The sequence below is a fragment of the Microbacterium lacticum genome (assembly GCF_006716815.1).
Classification (GTDB): domain Bacteria; phylum Actinomycetota; class Actinomycetes; order Actinomycetales; family Microbacteriaceae; genus Microbacterium; species Microbacterium lacticum.
Genome location: NZ_VFPS01000001.1, coordinates 153,398 through 167,192, shown reverse-complemented (window position 1 = coordinate 167,192; position 13,795 = coordinate 153,398). Strand labels below are relative to the sequence as shown.

Sequence of the window (13,795 nt, the reverse complement as noted above, 5' to 3'; positions counted from 1 at the left end):
GCGATCAGGCGGCTTTCGAGCCCGTCTTCGCCGCGGTCTGCGCGGGGGCGGCGCGGTCTTTCACCGTCGAGGCGTAGACGTCGGCGTACTGCTGCTCGCCGAGCCGCTGCAGCGCGACCATGATCTCGTCGGTCACCGAGCGCAGCACGAAGCGGTCGGACTCCATGCCGTGGAAGCGCGAGAAGTCGAGTGGTTCGCCGATCACCATGCCGACGCGCCCGATCCGCGGGATCGATCGGCCGATGGGCATGATCTCCCCCGTGTCGACCATGACGACGGGGACGACCGGCACGCGCGCCTCGAGCGCCATGCGCGCCAGGCCGGTGCGGCCACGGTAGAGCTTGCCGTCGGGGCTGCGGGTGCCCTCCGGATAGATGCCGAGCAGGTCGCCGCGGCCGAGCACCTGCAGCCCGGTGTTCAGGGAGTCCTCCGACGCCTTCCCGCCCGTGCGGTCGATGGGGATCTGCCCCGTCGCCTTCATGAACATGCGGGTCGCCCAGCCTTTGAGGCCCTTGCCGGTGAAGTAGTCGCTCTTGGCGAGGAAGCTCATCGGGCGGTCGATCATGAGGGGCAGGAAGATCGAGTCGCTCACCGAGAGATGGTTCGAGGCGAGGATGGCCGCCCCGGATGCCGGGACGTTCGAGCGTCCGACGATCCACGGCCGGAAGATCGCCTTCACGATCGGGCCGATGACCACGTACTTCATGAACCAGTAGAACATCAGCGGCGCCCCAGACCGCCCGCGGCACTCGCGGCGGCGACCTCCGCCGTCGAACGGAGGCCGGCGAGGTCGGCGACGCCCACCAGTCCGGCGTCGTTGCCGAGGCTCGCCGTCACGAATCGGGCCGTGGGTCGCTCGCCGAAGCCCGGCAGCGATGTGTCGTAGGCGAGGCGGGTGGGCTCGAGCAGCGCATCACCGAGCTCGGCGACACCGCCGCCGACGACGATCAGGTCGGGGTCGAGCACCGCCTGGAACGCGCCGCAGGCCTCGCCGAGGGCGGTCGCCACGCGACGCACCGCCTCGAGGGCGCCCTCGTCGCCTTCATCGAGCAGCAGCGCGAGATCGGCGCCTGGCACGATCCCGGCGGCGTTCCGACGGGCCGCGACCCGCGCGCCGACACCGCCGGCGTCGGCGATGTCGGAGAGCTCGCGCTGCAGCGCGCGGCCGGACGCATACTGCTCCAGGCATCCGTTCTGCCCGCACCCGCAGGGCCGGCCGCCGCGGACGAAGCGCAGGTGGCCGAGCTCGGCGGCGCTGCCGTTCGCGCCGATGAGAAGGTGGCCGTCCGTGATGACGGCGCCGCCGACGCCCGTACCGAGGGTGACCATGACCATGTCGGTCGAACCGCGGCCCGCACCGAACCGGTACTCGCCCCAGCCCGCGGCGTTCGCGTCGTTCTCGAGGGTCACCGGGCGGCCGATGAGCGCCTCGAACTGCGCGCGCAGCGGGGCGTTGTGCCAGTCGATGTTGGGCGCGTGCAGCATGACGGATCGACTGCGATCGATGTATCCCGCCGCGGCGACGCCGACGGCGTTCACCTCGTGGCGCGCGGCGAGCTCGGCGACCATGTCGGCCACGGCTCGCGCGAGCGCGTCGGTGTCGGTCGGAGTGGGCACCCGCAACCGCTCGAGAATCCGCCCGTCGGGCGCGACGACGCCGCCCGCGATCTTGGTGCCACCGATGTCGATGCCGACGTTGAGCACGACCCTCCTCTCCCACCGCCCGGATGCCCCGCGCACTCCGCGCGCGGGGTCGCACGGCATCCGAGAGTCTAGTGTGGGAGCCACAGTTCTCCGGGGTCCCGTCGCCGGGTCTGATCCTGGGCGAGCCCACCGCGAGACTGAGTGTCAGCACCCGTTAGACTCGATTCCACCCGTCACCTCGACGTCACCCGGTACCGAAGGAGTTGCCGCCTCATGAGCGCCGCCGTCCAGTTCGAAGTTCCCGCCGTCGTGCCCGCCGACCCGAACGCCAACGTCGCCGATCTGCTCGTCGAGCGGGTGCGCGCGACCCCGTCGCTCGCCCTGTTCGCCGTGCCCGAGGGCGCCGGCTGGCGCGACATCACAGCCGCGGAGTTCCAGCGCCAGGTGATCGAGCTCGCGAAGGGGTTCGTCGCCGCGGGCATCGAGCCGGGCGACAAGGTCGCCTTCATCGCCCGCACCACCTACGAGTGGTCGCTCGTCGACTTCGCGCTCTTCTTCGCCGGGGCCGTGATGGTGCCCGTCTACGAGACGAGCTCCGCCGCGCAGATCAGCTGGATCGTCTCCGACTCCGGCGCGATCGCCGTGCTCTCCGAGTCGGAGGAGCACGCCGCCCGCGTCGCCGAGGTGCGGGACGAGCTCCCCCTCGTGCGCGACACCTGGAGCATGGCATCCGGTGCCCTCGACACCCTGCGCGCCGGCGGCGTCTCGGTCGACGACGGCGAGATCGAGCGCCGCCGCGGCCTCGCCGTCGGCTCCGACATCGCGACCCTCATCTACACGTCCGGCTCGACCGGTCGGCCGAAGGGATGCGTGCTCACGCACAGCAACTTCGTCGAGCTGGCCCGCAACTCCGCCACGTCGCTCGAAGAGGTCGTGAACACACCCGGCGCCTCGACGCTGCTGTTCATCACGACGGCGCACGTGTTCGCGCGCTTCATCTCGATCCTCGACGTGCACGCCGGCGTCAAGACGGGCCACCAGCCCGACACCAAGCAGCTGCTGCCGGCGCTCGGCTCCTTCCAGCCGACGTTCCTCCTCGCCGTGCCGCGCGTGTTCGAGAAGGTCTACAACTCGGCCGAGCAGAAGGCCGAGGCGGGCGGCAAGGGCAAGATCTTCCGCGCCGCCGCCGCGACCGCCGTCGAGCACTCCGCGCTCCTGCAGGACGGCAAGAAGGTGCCGCTGTTGACCAAGATCAAGTTCGCGCTGTTCGACAAGCTCGTCTACAGCAAGCTGCGCGAGGCGATGGGCGGGCGCGTCACGTACGCCGTGTCGGGCTCGGCGCCGCTCGGCCCGCGACTCGGCCACTTCTTCCACAGCCTCGGCGTGACGATCCTCGAGGGCTACGGCCTCACCGAGACGACCGCCCCCGCGACCGTGAGCACGCCCGAGAAGGCGAAGATCGGCACCGTCGGTCCGGTGCTGCCGGGTGTCGGCGTGCGCCTCGCCGAGGACGGCGAGATCGAGGTGCGCGGCATCAACGTCTTCAAGGAGTACTGGCGCAACCCCGAGGCGACCGCGGCCGCCTTCGACGGCGACTGGTTCAAGACCGGCGACCTCGGCTCGTTCGACGACGAGGGGTTCCTCTCGATCACCGGCCGCAAGAAGGAGATCATCGTCACCGCGGGCGGCAAGAACGTCGCGCCGGCCGCGCTCGAAGACCCGATCCGCGCGAACCCGATCGTCGGGCAGGTCGTCGTCGTCGGCGACCAGAAGCCCTTCATCGCGGCGCTCGTGACGCTCGACCCCGAGATGCTGCCCACGTGGCTCGCCAACAACGGGCTGCCGGCCGACATGTCGCTCGAGGAGGCGGCGAAGAACCCGAAGGTGCGTGACGAGGTGCAGCTGGCGGTCGACCGCGCGAACAAGTCGGTCTCGCGCGCCGAGTCGATCCGCAAGTTCACGATCCTGCCCGTCGAGTGGACCGAGGGCAGCGGCCACCTGACGCCGAAGATGAGCATCAAGCGCGGGGTCATCCTCGACGACTTCGCCGACGCCGTCGATGAGATCTACACCGTGCCGGTCAACACCACGAACGTGTCGCTCGGCTGACACGCCTCACCGGATCGGGGACCGCGTGGGAGACCGCCGGTCCCCGTTCCGTCTCCCGTCGCCGCGGGGCGCCGCGCGGCTCAGAACCAGGAGCTCTCGCGCACCTCGCGCATCGCCGTCTTGCGGTCGGCGGGGCTGAGGCGCGAGAGGTACAGCATGCCGTCGAGGTGATCGGTCTCGTGCTGCAGCGCCTGGGCGAGCAGCCCGTCGCCCTCGAGCACGATGTCGTTGCCGTCGAGGTCGATGCCGGTGACGCGCGCCCACGGGTGGCGGAGCGCGTCGTGCCAGAGGCCGGGCACCGACAGGCATCCCTCCCCCACCGGCTGCGGCTCGCCGCGCACTTCGGCGAGCACCGGGTTCAGCACGTACCCGATGTCGCCGTCGATGTTGTAGCTGAAGGCGCGCAGCGCGACACCGATCTGCGGCGCCGCGACCCCCGCACGACCGGGCAGCTCGACCGTGTCGACGAGGTCGGTCACGAGAGCGCGCACGCCCTCGTCGATCACGTCGATCGGTGCGCTGACGGCGCGGAGCACGGGGTCGCCGAAGAGGCGGATCTCGCGAACGGCCATCAGGCGGCGACCGACGAGGCGCGCAGACCCTCGACGACGATCGCGGCGAGCTCGCGCGCGGCGTCGCGGGTCTCGGGCTGCAGGTCGCGGAACGAGATCGCACTGCCCGACGCGATGTGCGGGTCGTAGGGCAGGCGGACGACGGCGCGCACCCGGCTGCGGAAGTGCGCGTCGAGCTCGTCGGCGCGCACGAGCGCCGCGCCGGGACGGGAGGTGTTCAGCACCACGACGGCGGAGCGCACGCGCTCGGCGTAGCCGTTCGACTCAAGCCAGGTGAGCGTCTCCGACGCGAGGCGGGCCTCGTCGATGCTCAGCCCCGCGACGATGACGAGCTCGTCGGCGTGCTCGAGGGTCGCCTCCATGACCGAGTGCACGATGCCCGTGCCGGTGTCGGTGAGCACGACCGAGTAGAAGTGCGCCGCGACCTCGGCGACGTCGCGGTAGTCGGCGTCGCTGAATGCCTCGGACACGTGCGGGTCGGCGTCGGAGGCGAGCACGTCGAGGCGCGTGTGGTCGCGCGCGACGATCTGCGAGATGTCGTTGAAGCCGTGCACGTCGCCGCGCGCCCGCACGAGGTCGCGCACGGTCTTGCCGCTCGTGCGCCCGACCCGCTCGGCGAGGGTGCCGCGGTCCGGGTTCGCGTCGACGGCGATGATGCGATCCTCACGGGCATCCGCGAGCGCCATGCCGAGGAGCGTCGTGACGGTCGTCTTGCCGACGCCGCCCTTGCGCGAGAGGACGGGCACGAACCGCGCGCCGCCGGACAGCGGCGCGGCGATGCGATCGCCGAGCTGTTTGCGCGCGCGGGCGCGCTTGCTGTCGCCGAGGTTGATGCGCCGGCCCGACAGCGTGTAGACGAGGTGCCGCCACGCACCCTCCGGCTCGGGCCGGACGACGTGCGCGGGGTCGAGCAGGCGGTCGGCGGTGAGCAGGTCGGAGCTCTCGCGGTCGACCTCGAAGTCGCCGAGTCGGCGCGACTGCAGCGTGATCTCGGAGGTGCGCGGGCGCACCCGCTCGTGGTGGTCGAGCTCGGCGCGGGACGCGTCGGAGGCGGCGGGCGCGGTCGCCGAGGTGGATGCCACGGAGGAGGATGCCTTCGCCGCGGCCGCGGTCTTCGGTGCGGGAGCGGTCTTCGCCGCGGCTGCCGATGCGGCCGCGGCCGCCGACACCGACGCCTTCGGCGCGGGCTCCGCGGAGGCCGCGGAGACGGATGCCACGGGCACCGCCGTCGTCGCGGGGGCCTCGCCCCGCACCTCGTCGCGCTCGGCCGGCAGCTGCTCGAGCTGCACGAGCGTCACGTCCTCGCCGCGCACGACGTCGTCGTCGAAGTCGTCCTCTTCGTCGAAGGCCGTCGGCAGCGTCACCTCGACCTGCGCGGTCGCCCCCTCGACGATGCCGATGCCGGTCGTCTCCGTGCCGTCGGTCGTGGCCAGCACGCCGTTGTCGGCGTTCTCGCCCTCGTTCTCGTTACGCTCAGGCGCCACGTTCCACACTCCAGATCACTCGTGGACGCCGTGCGCCCCCGCCCCAGGCTAGTCGGCGGGTCGGAGGACGAGCAAAAGATCTCCCGCTTCGACCGGGGCCGTGCCCGAGACGACGGTACGCTCGACGACGCCCGCGACCGGAGCCGTGATCGCCGCCTCCATCTTCATCGCCTCGATGGATGCCACGGCCTGACCCGCCTGCACCTTGTCGCCGACGGCGACCTTCACGGTCACCGCGCCCGAGAAGGGCGCCGCCACCTGGCCGGGCATGGACGTGTCGGCGCGCTCGGCGCGACGGGTCTCGACGGCGATGCTGCGGTCGCGCACGAACACGGGACGCAACTGCCCGTTGAGCGTCGTCATGACGGTGCGCATGCCGGCGGCATCCGGTTCGCCGATCGCCTCGAGCCCGACGTAGAGCTGCACGCCGGGGTCGATCTCGGCGACGTGCTCCTCGCCCGGCTTCAGGCCGTAGAAGTAGTCGGGCGTGCCGAGGGCCGACAGGTCGCCGAACTCCGCGCGCAGCTGCTCGAACTCGCGGGCGGGCGCCGGGAAGAGTAGCCGGTTGAGCGTCTGGCGGCGCTCGGCCGCGTCGCCGGCGAGCCCGCTCTCCTCGTCGGCGGTGAGCGGCGGGACCTCCACCGTCACCTCACGGCCCGCGAGCACCTTCGAGCGGAACGGCTCGGGCCACCCGCCAGGGAGGTCGCCGAGTTCACCGGCCATGAAGCCCACGACCGAGTCGGGGATGTCGTAGGCCTGCGGGTTCTCCTCGAAGTCGGCCGGGTCGGCGTTCGCCGCGACGAGCGCGAGGGCGAGATCGCCGACCACCTTCGACGACGGCGTCACCTTCGGGATGCGCCCGAGGATGCGGTCGGCGGCGGCGTACATGTCCTCGATGCGCTCGAACTGGTCGGCGAGGCCGAGCGCGATCGCCTGCTGGCGCAGGTTCGAGAGCTGGCCACCGGGGATCTCGTGGTGGTAGACGCGCCCGGTGGGGCCCGGCAGGCCCGACTCGAACGGGCGGTACAGGTGACGCACCGCCTCCCAGTAGGGCTCGAGGGCGCTGACCGCGTCGAGGTCGAGGCCCGTGTCGCGCTCGGTGTGCGCGAGGGCGGCGACGATGGCCGAGAGCGAGGGCTGGCTCGTCGTTCCGGCGAGGGGCGCGGCCGCGGCATCCACCGCATCGGCCCCGGCCGCGCTCGCGGCGAGGAGCGTCGCGAGCTGACCTCCGGCGGTGTCGTGCGTGTGCACGTGCACCGGCAGGTCGAACCGTTCGCGGAGCGCCGTGACGAGCCGCGCCGCCGCGGCGGGCCGGAGGAGCCCCGCCATGTCCTTGATCGCGAGGATGTGCGCCCCGGATGCCGCGATGCGGTCGGCCAGGCGCAGATAGTAGTCCAGGGTGTAGAGCGACTCGGCGGGGTCGAGGAGGTCGGAGGTGTAGCAGACCGCCACCTCGGCCACCGCGGTGCCGGTCTCGAGCACCGCCGAGATCGCCGGCAGCATCTGGTCGACGTCGTTCAGCGCGTCGAAGATGCGGAAGATGTCGACGCCGGTCGCCGCCGCCTCGGCGACGAAGGCATCCGTCACCGCCGTCGGCCGCGGCGTGTAGCCGACGGTGTTGCGCCCGCGCAGCAGCATCTGGATCGGGATGTTCGGCATCGCGTCGCGGAGCGCCTCGAGGCGCTCCCACGGGTCTTCGGCGAGGAACCGCAGCGCGACGTCGTAGGTCGCTCCGCCCCACGCCTCGACCGAGAGCAGCTGCGGGGTCATCCGGGCCACGTGCGGTCCGACGCGCACGAGGTCGCGCGTGCGCACCCGGGTCGCGAGGAGCGACTGGTGCGCGTCGCGGAACGTCGTCTCGGTGACCGCGAGGGCGGTCTGGGCGCGCAGCGCCTGGGCGAACCCAGCGGGGCCGAGCTCGCGCAGCACGTCACGCCCCCCGCGCGGCGGCGGCGCCTGCAGATCGATCTGCGGCAGCTTGCTGCCCGGCGAGACCGACAGCGGCTTCTCGCCGTAGGGCTGGTTCACGGTCACGTCGGCGAGCCACTTGAGCAGCTTCGTGGCGCGGTCGCGGGAGGGGTTGCGGGTGAGCAGCTCGGGCCGCTCGTCGATGAACGAGGTCGACACGTCGCCCGCGACGAAGGCGGCGTCGTCGAGCACCGCGCGCAGGAACGGGATGTTCGTCGAGACGCCGCGGATGCGGAACTCCGCGAGCGCCCGCCGCGCCCGGGCGACCGCGGCCGGGAAGTCGCGCCCGCGGCAGGTGAGCTTGGCGAGCATCGAGTCGAAGTGCGGGCTGATCTGCGAGCCCGCCGCCGTCGTGCCGCCGTCGAGGCGGATGCCGGCGCCGCCGGGCGAGCGGTACGTGGTGATGCGTCCGGTGTCGGGACGGAAGCCCTGCGAGGGGTCTTCCGTCGTGATGCGGCACTGCAGGGCCGCGCCGCGCAGGTGGATGTTCTCCTGGTGGAGGCCGAGGTCGGCGAGGGTCTCCCCCGCCGCGATCCGGATCTGCGACTGCACGAGGTCGACGTCGGTGACCTCCTCGGTCACGGTGTGCTCGACCTGGATGCGCGGGTTCATCTCGATGAAGACGACCTCGCCGGTGCGCGGCCCGGCTGTCTCGAGGAGGAACTCCACCGTGCCGGCGTTCTCGTACCCGATCGACCGGGCGAACGCGACGGCGTGGGCGTGCAGGCTTGCGGCGATCTCCGGGTCGAGGTTCGGCGCGGGCGCGATCTCGATGACCTTCTGGTGGCGGCGCTGCACCGAGCAGTCGCGCTCGAACAGGTGCACGGTCTCCCCCGTGGCATCCGCGAGGATCTGCACCTCGATGTGCCGGGGGCGCAGCACCGCCTGCTCGAGGAAGACGCGCCCATCGCCGAAGGCCGCCTCGGCCTCGCGCGACGCCTCGGCGATCGCGGGCGGCAGCTCTCCGGCGGTCTCGACGCGGCGCATGCCGCGGCCGCCGCCGCCGGCGACCGCCTTGACGAAGATGGGGAAGCCGATCTCCTCGGCCTGGGCGACGAGGCTATCGACGTCGTCGGATGCCTCGGTGGAGCGCAGCACCGGGACGCCGGCCGCAATGGCGTGGTGCTTCGCGGTCACCTTGTTGCCGGCCATCTCGAGCGCGCGGGCGGGCGGTCCGATGAACACGATGCCGTTCTCGGCCGCTCGGGCGGCGAGGTCGGGGTTCTCCGACAGGAAACCATAGCCGGGGTAGATCGCGTCGGCCCCGGCGGCGAGCGCCACGCGGATGATCTCGTCGATGTCGAGGTAGGCGCGCACCGGATGCCCGGGCTCGCCGATCTCATACGACTCGTCGGCCTTCTGCCGGTGCAGCGACCCCCGGTCCTCCCAGGGGAAGACGGCGACCGTGCGGGCGCCCAGTTCGACGGCGGCGCGGAACCCTCGGATGGCGATTTCGCCACGGTTCGCGACCAGGATCTTTCGGAACATGCTCACCTCTTACGGAGAGGCCGGCGTGCGACATCACACGCCGGGGGTGCCAAGTGGACAGCTGAGTGTCCTCACAGCCTAGGGGACGGTAACGTAGAGCCTCGTGCACGTACTTTCCGTCTCCTCACTCAAGGGAGGTGTCGGCAAGACGACCGTCACGCTCGGCCTCGCCTCTGCGGCGTTCGCCCGCGGCGTGCGGACTCTCGTCGTCGACCTCGACCCGCAGTCCGACGTGTCGACGGGCATGGACATCCAGGTCGCCGGGCGCCTGAACGTTGCCGACGTGCTCGCCAACCCCAAGGAGAAGGTCGTCCGTCAGGCGATCACCTCGAGCGGCTGGGCGAAGGTGCACGCGGGCACGATCGACGTGATGATCGGCAGCCCCTCGGCGATCAACTTCGACGGCCCGCACCCGAGCGTGCGCGACGTGTGGAAGCTGGAGGAGGCCCTCGCCACGATCGAGGCCGACTACGACCTCGTGCTGATCGACTGCGCGCCGTCGCTCAACGCGCTCACCCGCACCGCGTGGGCGGCGTCGGACCGCGTCATCGTCGTCACCGAGCCCGGCCTGTTCTCGGTGGCTGCCGCCGACCGGGCGCTCCGCGCGATCGAGGAGATCCGCCGCGGCCTGTCGCCACGCCTGCAGCCCCTCGGCATCGTCGTCAACCGCGTGCGTCCACAGTCGATCGAGCACCAGTTCCGCATCAAGGAGCTCCGCGACATGTTCGGGCCGCTCGTGCTCTCTCCGCAGCTGCCCGAGCGCACCTCGCTGCAGCAGGCGCAGGGCGCGGCGAAGCCCCTGCACATCTGGCCGGGCGACTCCGCTCAGGAGCTCGCCGGCGACTTCGACGCGGTGCTCGACCGCGTCATGCGCACCGGACGCATCGCGGCCGGCGAACAGCGCGCCTGATCGCTTCCGATCCGCTCACGCGGCGCGGCGATCCCTGATGTCGTGACCGGCTGACGCCGACGCGCGCCGTCAGGCGGAGCGGACGGCGCGGCGTGCCGCGAGTTCGTCGACCGGGTCGGGCGCCTGCGGGTCGAAGTCGAGCAGGGTCGACTCCACCTCGTGCAGCACCTTGCCGACGGCGATGCCGAACACTCCCTGGCCGCGGCTGACGAGGTCGATGACCTCGTCGTTCGACGTGCACAGGTACACCGAGGCGCCGTCGCTCATGAGCGTCGTACCCGCAAGATCGCGGATGCCCGCGGCGCGCAGCTGGTCGACGGCGGTGCGGATCTGCTGCAGCGAGATGCCGGTGTCGAGCAGGCGCTTGACGAGCTTCAGAACGAGGATGTCGCGGAAGCCGTACAGCCGCTGCGAGCCTGAGCCCTTCGCCCCGCGGACGGTGGGCTGCACCAGCTCGGTGCGGGCCCAATAGTCGAGCTGGCGGTAGGTGATGCCGGCCGCGCGAGCGGCGACCGCACCGCGATAGCCGACCTCGTCGTCCATCTGCGGCAGCCCGTCGGTGAACAGCAGCTCGGACCCGAACTGCGCGTCACCGGGCACGTCATGCTCGCTCATTTGCGCCTCCAGCCGATGTGCTTCCACGGTAGATCAGAGGTGCCTCACCGGCAACGACATCCGCATTCGGGCCGTCGGCGTGTCGCGCCGCGCTCACGGCGCGAGCCGGTCGAGCGCCGCGGTCACGAACGCCGCGCGCACCTCGTCGAGTCGGCGCAGCAGCTCGGGGGCGAGTTCGTTCGCCCGCGCCCGCGAGGCGGCGTCGGTGCGGCGCAGGAGCGGCGCGAGCGCGCTGCCGACGAGGGCGACCTCGCGTTCGGCGGCCTGCCGCATGCCGCGGACGTGCCGCGGCTGGATGCCATGGGCGTCCAGCGCCACGAGGGCTCGCAGGAGGGTCAGGGCGCGCTCGTCGTAGCTCTCCCCCGCGGTCACGAGGCCGGCGCTCACGGCGCCTTCGAGAAGCGCCGGCGACGCCCCCGCGGTGGCGAGCAGCTCGTCGCGGCGGTAACGGCGCGGTGCCTCGAGGATGGACGGCGGCAGCACGACGCCCTCCTCGCCGTCGTGGGCGTCGAGGTACTCGCGGATGCGTGCCAGCTTGAAGTCGTGGTCGCGCTGCAGCGTGAGCGCGGTGCGCAGGCGCGCGACGTCGGACGGCGAGAACTTGCGGTAGCCGGCTTCGGTGCGCAGCGGCGTGACGAGCCCCTGCTCCTCGAGGTAGCGGAGCTTGCTCGCGCTGAGCTCGGGGAACTCCGGCGTCAGACGTGCGAGCACCTGACCGATGCTCAGGTGCCCCGCGGCCGCCGAGCGTCCGCGGGGTGAGGCTGCCGGCGTCACGCCCCAGCCACCGCTGCGCGGCCGGCGGGCGAGAGGAAGAAGTTCAGGCGGAACTTGCCGATGCGAAGCTCCGCGCCGTCGTCGAGCACGGCGCGGTCGACCCGCTCGCCGTTGACGTAGGTGCCGTTGAGCGAGCGCTGGTCGACGAGTTCGAAGAAGCCGCCCGTGCGGGTGACCTCGGCGTGCCGGCGGGAGACCGTCACATCGTCGAAGAAGATGTCCGCTTCGGGGTGGCGCCCGATCGTCGTCACATCGGTGTCGAGCAGGTAGCGCGCGCCCGCGGTCGGGCCGGAGCGCACGAGCAGCAGCGCCGCGCGCTCGGGGAGGGCCGCGATCGCCTCGAGCTCGGCGTCGGTCAGATCACTGCCGAACGGGGTGAAGGACAGGTCGGAGTCGTGCCCGAAGGTCTGCGTGGTATCCACGGAGCGCGCCGCACCCGCATCGCGTCGGATGTCTTCGGCGCCTCGTACGGCGCCCGTCTCGTTCCCGTTCACGGCGTCCTCCTCCCTCTTCACCCTAACGGATCGGCCCGTCCCGCGAACCCCTCGCGGGCCGCCCGCGCCCCACCGAGTGTTGCACCGTGTGTCGCTCGGTGCGCGGCGGGCGACGCGCCCGACGTACCGTGAAGTCTCACGATCACCGTACCGACCGAAGGAGCACCCCGTGTCCACGCCCCGCAACCGCCTCGAGACCACCCCGGTGCGTCAGGGCGCGGTCTGCATGTGCGTGCACGGCCGGGCCTGCTCCTCGTTCGCTCCCGGGCACGCCGTGCACCTCATCCAGGCGCGCCTGGCCTCGGCGACGCCCGGCGAATGGCTCGACGCGATCGTGACCACGGTGGATGCCTCGGAGGGCAACCTGCTGCTGCACACGCTCGACGGCGCGCCGCTGGCGCTGTGGAGCGGCGCGGGCGCCGCCCATCACCTCGTGCCGGGCACCCCGGTCGCCTTCCACCCGCGCTACCACGCCCTCTCGGTGGGCGGGCACCTCTTCAACTGCCTCGCGCTCTGAGCGATCGAGGCATCGCTCACGTCCGGTGAGCTCCCAGCCCGCTGGGCTCAGGCCATCATGACTTCCTTGACCGCCATGCAGGCGTCCATGCACGCGCGGCACGCGTCGGCACACATCGCGCAGACGGGGCTCTCGTCGGCGTGCGCGCGACACTCGTCCTCGCACATCTGACACATCGCGATGCAGGCGTCGAGCATCGCCATCATCACCGGCGCGGTCATCCCCTGCATGCGCAGCATCGAGCGCATCATCGTGTGGCACATGTCGGCGCAGTTCATGCACGCCGGAGCGCAGTCCATCAGCTGCGTCGAGCAGACCGTGCAGGCCTGCTCGCAGGCGGCACAGGCATCCATGCACGCCTGCATCATCGCCATGTCCACCGCCGCCATGCCGTCCATCGCCATCATGTCCTCGGACATGGCGTCCATCATCATGGAGTCCATCTCGCACCCGCTTTCGATCGGAGACGGGCACCGGGACCTGCGATCGTCAACGGGGTCGCAGGCCGCCCGCCTGCCGCCACCGTACCGCGCACGGCCGCGGCGCGACAGGCTCGCCTAGGCTGGGGCGGGTGATGTCACACAGAATTCACACGCCGCGTCCATTCTCCGCCGCCACCGCTCTTCTCGCCCTCATCGTGGGCTTCGCGCTGACACTCGTCGCCTCGCCGGCCTTCGCGCACGACGAGCTGATCGGCTCGTCACCGGCGGCGGGCAGCGAGGTCGACGCCCTGCCGGCCGAGATCACCCTCACCTTCAGCGGCGTGCTCATCGACGGGGCGGGCACGACGCAGATCGTGGTCACGGATGCCTCCGGAGCCGACATCACGGGCGGCGATCCCGTGCTCGACGGCACGAAGGTCACCCAGCCGCTGGCGGCGTCCGCGGCGCCCGGCCTCGTCACGGTCGTGTGGCGGGTGGTCTCGAGCGACGGCCATCCGGTCTCCGACCAGTTCACCTTCACCGTCGCGGGCGGATCGGGCGCGTCCCCCGAGGCGTCGGCATCGGCGAGCTCTCCCGCCGCGACCTCGCCCGCCGCGGTCGCCCCGACGGGCACCGCACCCTCCCCGACCGAGTCGGCACCGGCCGACGACGCCGGTGACGGCGGCATGTCGCCGGCGGTCTGGATCGGCGCGGTAGTGGCGATCTTCGCCGCGCTCATCGCGGTTTTCCCCGCCACCTCGGCCGCGAAGCGCCGTCGCACCGAGGACTAGGCTGGAG

General features: G+C 71.9%; 13 protein-coding genes. 4 read left to right on the top strand and 9 right to left on the bottom strand.

Annotation, left to right across the window (positions count from 1 at the left end; all coding sequences use genetic code 11):
* Nucleotides 1-4 precede the first annotated feature (4 nt).
* A complete protein-coding gene (locus FHX68_RS00815) occupies nucleotides 5-721 on the bottom strand; it encodes a lysophospholipid acyltransferase family protein (protein ID WP_141378632.1) in 717 nt (238 codons plus the stop codon).
* A complete protein-coding gene (locus tag FHX68_RS00810; protein ID WP_141378794.1) occupies nucleotides 721-1,704 on the bottom strand; it encodes an ROK family glucokinase in 984 nt (327 codons plus the stop codon). Before FHX68_RS00810 ends, FHX68_RS00815 begins: the two co-directional genes overlap by 1 nt.
* Nucleotides 1,705-1,917: 213 nt before the next feature.
* Here FHX68_RS00810 and FHX68_RS00805 point away from each other — a divergent pair, with 213 nt between their 5' ends.
* The gene (locus tag FHX68_RS00805) at nucleotides 1,918-3,753 is read left to right on the top strand and encodes an AMP-dependent synthetase/ligase (RefSeq protein WP_141378630.1); all 1,836 of its coding nucleotides are present in this window, start codon (nucleotides 1,918-1,920) and stop codon (nucleotides 3,751-3,753) included.
* Nucleotides 3,754-3,833: 80 nt separating this feature from the next.
* Here the strand turns inward: FHX68_RS00805 and FHX68_RS00800 are convergent, their stop codons facing one another.
* Genes FHX68_RS00800 through FHX68_RS00790 form a run of 3 tightly spaced genes read right to left on the bottom strand, consistent with a single transcriptional unit; the run spans nucleotide 3,834 to nucleotide 9,265 of the window.
* Nucleotides 3,834-4,325 carry a peptide deformylase gene (locus FHX68_RS00800; RefSeq protein WP_141378628.1) on the bottom strand — a complete coding sequence of 164 codons (492 nt, stop codon included), beginning with the start codon at nucleotides 4,323-4,325 and terminating at the stop codon, nucleotides 3,834-3,836.
* The gene (locus FHX68_RS00795) at nucleotides 4,325-5,809 is read right to left on the bottom strand and encodes a MinD/ParA family ATP-binding protein (protein ID WP_141378626.1); all 1,485 of its coding nucleotides are present in this window, start codon (nucleotides 5,807-5,809) and stop codon (nucleotides 4,325-4,327) included. The genes FHX68_RS00800 and FHX68_RS00795 overlap by 1 nt, the downstream gene beginning before the upstream one ends.
* 48 nt (nucleotides 5,810-5,857) lie before the next feature.
* The gene (locus tag FHX68_RS00790; RefSeq protein WP_141378624.1) at nucleotides 5,858-9,265 is read right to left on the bottom strand and encodes a pyruvate carboxylase; all 3,408 of its coding nucleotides are present in this window, start codon (nucleotides 9,263-9,265) and stop codon (nucleotides 5,858-5,860) included.
* Between the two features lie 103 nt (nucleotides 9,266-9,368).
* Between FHX68_RS00790 and FHX68_RS00785 the strand changes: the two genes are divergently transcribed.
* Nucleotides 9,369-10,175 carry a ParA family protein gene (locus FHX68_RS00785; protein ID WP_141378622.1) on the top strand — a complete coding sequence of 269 codons (807 nt, stop codon included), beginning with the start codon at nucleotides 9,369-9,371 and terminating at the stop codon, nucleotides 10,173-10,175.
* Between the two features lie 69 nt (nucleotides 10,176-10,244).
* Here the strand turns inward: FHX68_RS00785 and FHX68_RS00780 are convergent, their stop codons facing one another.
* From FHX68_RS00780 to FHX68_RS00770, 3 genes are all read right to left on the bottom strand, one after another.
* On the bottom strand, nucleotides 10,245-10,790 hold the full coding sequence (locus FHX68_RS00780) for a MerR family transcriptional regulator (protein ID WP_141378620.1): 546 nt from the start codon (nucleotides 10,788-10,790) through the stop codon (nucleotides 10,245-10,247).
* Nucleotides 10,791-10,883: 93 nt separating this feature from the next.
* A complete protein-coding gene (gene ftsR, locus FHX68_RS00775; protein ID WP_141378618.1) occupies nucleotides 10,884-11,564 on the bottom strand; it encodes a transcriptional regulator FtsR in 681 nt (226 codons plus the stop codon).
* Nucleotides 11,561-12,058: an FHA domain-containing protein gene (locus FHX68_RS00770; RefSeq protein WP_373288665.1), complete on the bottom strand. Its 498-nt coding sequence runs from the start codon at nucleotides 12,056-12,058 to the stop codon at nucleotides 11,561-11,563. Before FHX68_RS00770 ends, ftsR begins: the two co-directional genes overlap by 4 nt.
* A 169-nt stretch (nucleotides 12,059-12,227) precedes the next feature.
* Here FHX68_RS00770 and FHX68_RS00765 point away from each other — a divergent pair, with 169 nt between their 5' ends.
* Complete coding sequence (locus FHX68_RS00765; protein ID WP_141378616.1) at nucleotides 12,228-12,575, top strand: hypothetical protein; 348 nt, start codon at nucleotides 12,228-12,230, stop codon at nucleotides 12,573-12,575.
* A gap of 47 nt (nucleotides 12,576-12,622) precedes the next feature.
* Here the strand turns inward: FHX68_RS00765 and FHX68_RS00760 are convergent, their stop codons facing one another.
* Nucleotides 12,623-13,018: a four-helix bundle copper-binding protein gene (locus FHX68_RS00760; protein ID WP_141378614.1), complete on the bottom strand. Its 396-nt coding sequence runs from the start codon at nucleotides 13,016-13,018 to the stop codon at nucleotides 12,623-12,625.
* A 131-nt stretch (nucleotides 13,019-13,149) separates the two neighbouring features.
* Between FHX68_RS00760 and FHX68_RS00755 the strand changes: the two genes are divergently transcribed.
* Nucleotides 13,150-13,788, top strand: coding sequence for a copper resistance CopC family protein (locus FHX68_RS00755; RefSeq protein WP_141378612.1), 639 nt, complete (start codon nucleotides 13,150-13,152; stop codon nucleotides 13,786-13,788).
* Nucleotides 13,789-13,795 lie beyond the last annotated feature (7 nt).

Coding starts and splice junctions, on each gene's coding strand:
- FHX68_RS00815 (WP_141378632.1), bottom strand. CDS start 721: ATGTTCTACTGGTTCATGAAGTACGTGGTCATCGGCCCGATCGTGAAG.
- FHX68_RS00805 (WP_141378630.1), top strand. CDS start 1,918: ATGAGCGCCGCCGTCCAGTTCGAAGTTCCCGCCGTCGTGCCCGCCGAC.
- FHX68_RS00800 (WP_141378628.1), bottom strand. CDS start 4,325: ATGGCCGTTCGCGAGATCCGCCTCTTCGGCGACCCCGTGCTCCGCGCC.
- FHX68_RS00790 (WP_141378624.1), bottom strand. CDS start 9,265: ATGTTCCGAAAGATCCTGGTCGCGAACCGTGGCGAAATCGCCATCCGA.
- FHX68_RS00780 (WP_141378620.1), bottom strand. CDS start 10,790: ATGAGCGAGCATGACGTGCCCGGTGACGCGCAGTTCGGGTCCGAGCTG.
- FHX68_RS00760 (WP_141378614.1), bottom strand. CDS start 13,018: ATGGACTCCATGATGATGGACGCCATGTCCGAGGACATGATGGCGATG.
- FHX68_RS00755 (WP_141378612.1), top strand. CDS start 13,150: ATGTCACACAGAATTCACACGCCGCGTCCATTCTCCGCCGCCACCGCT.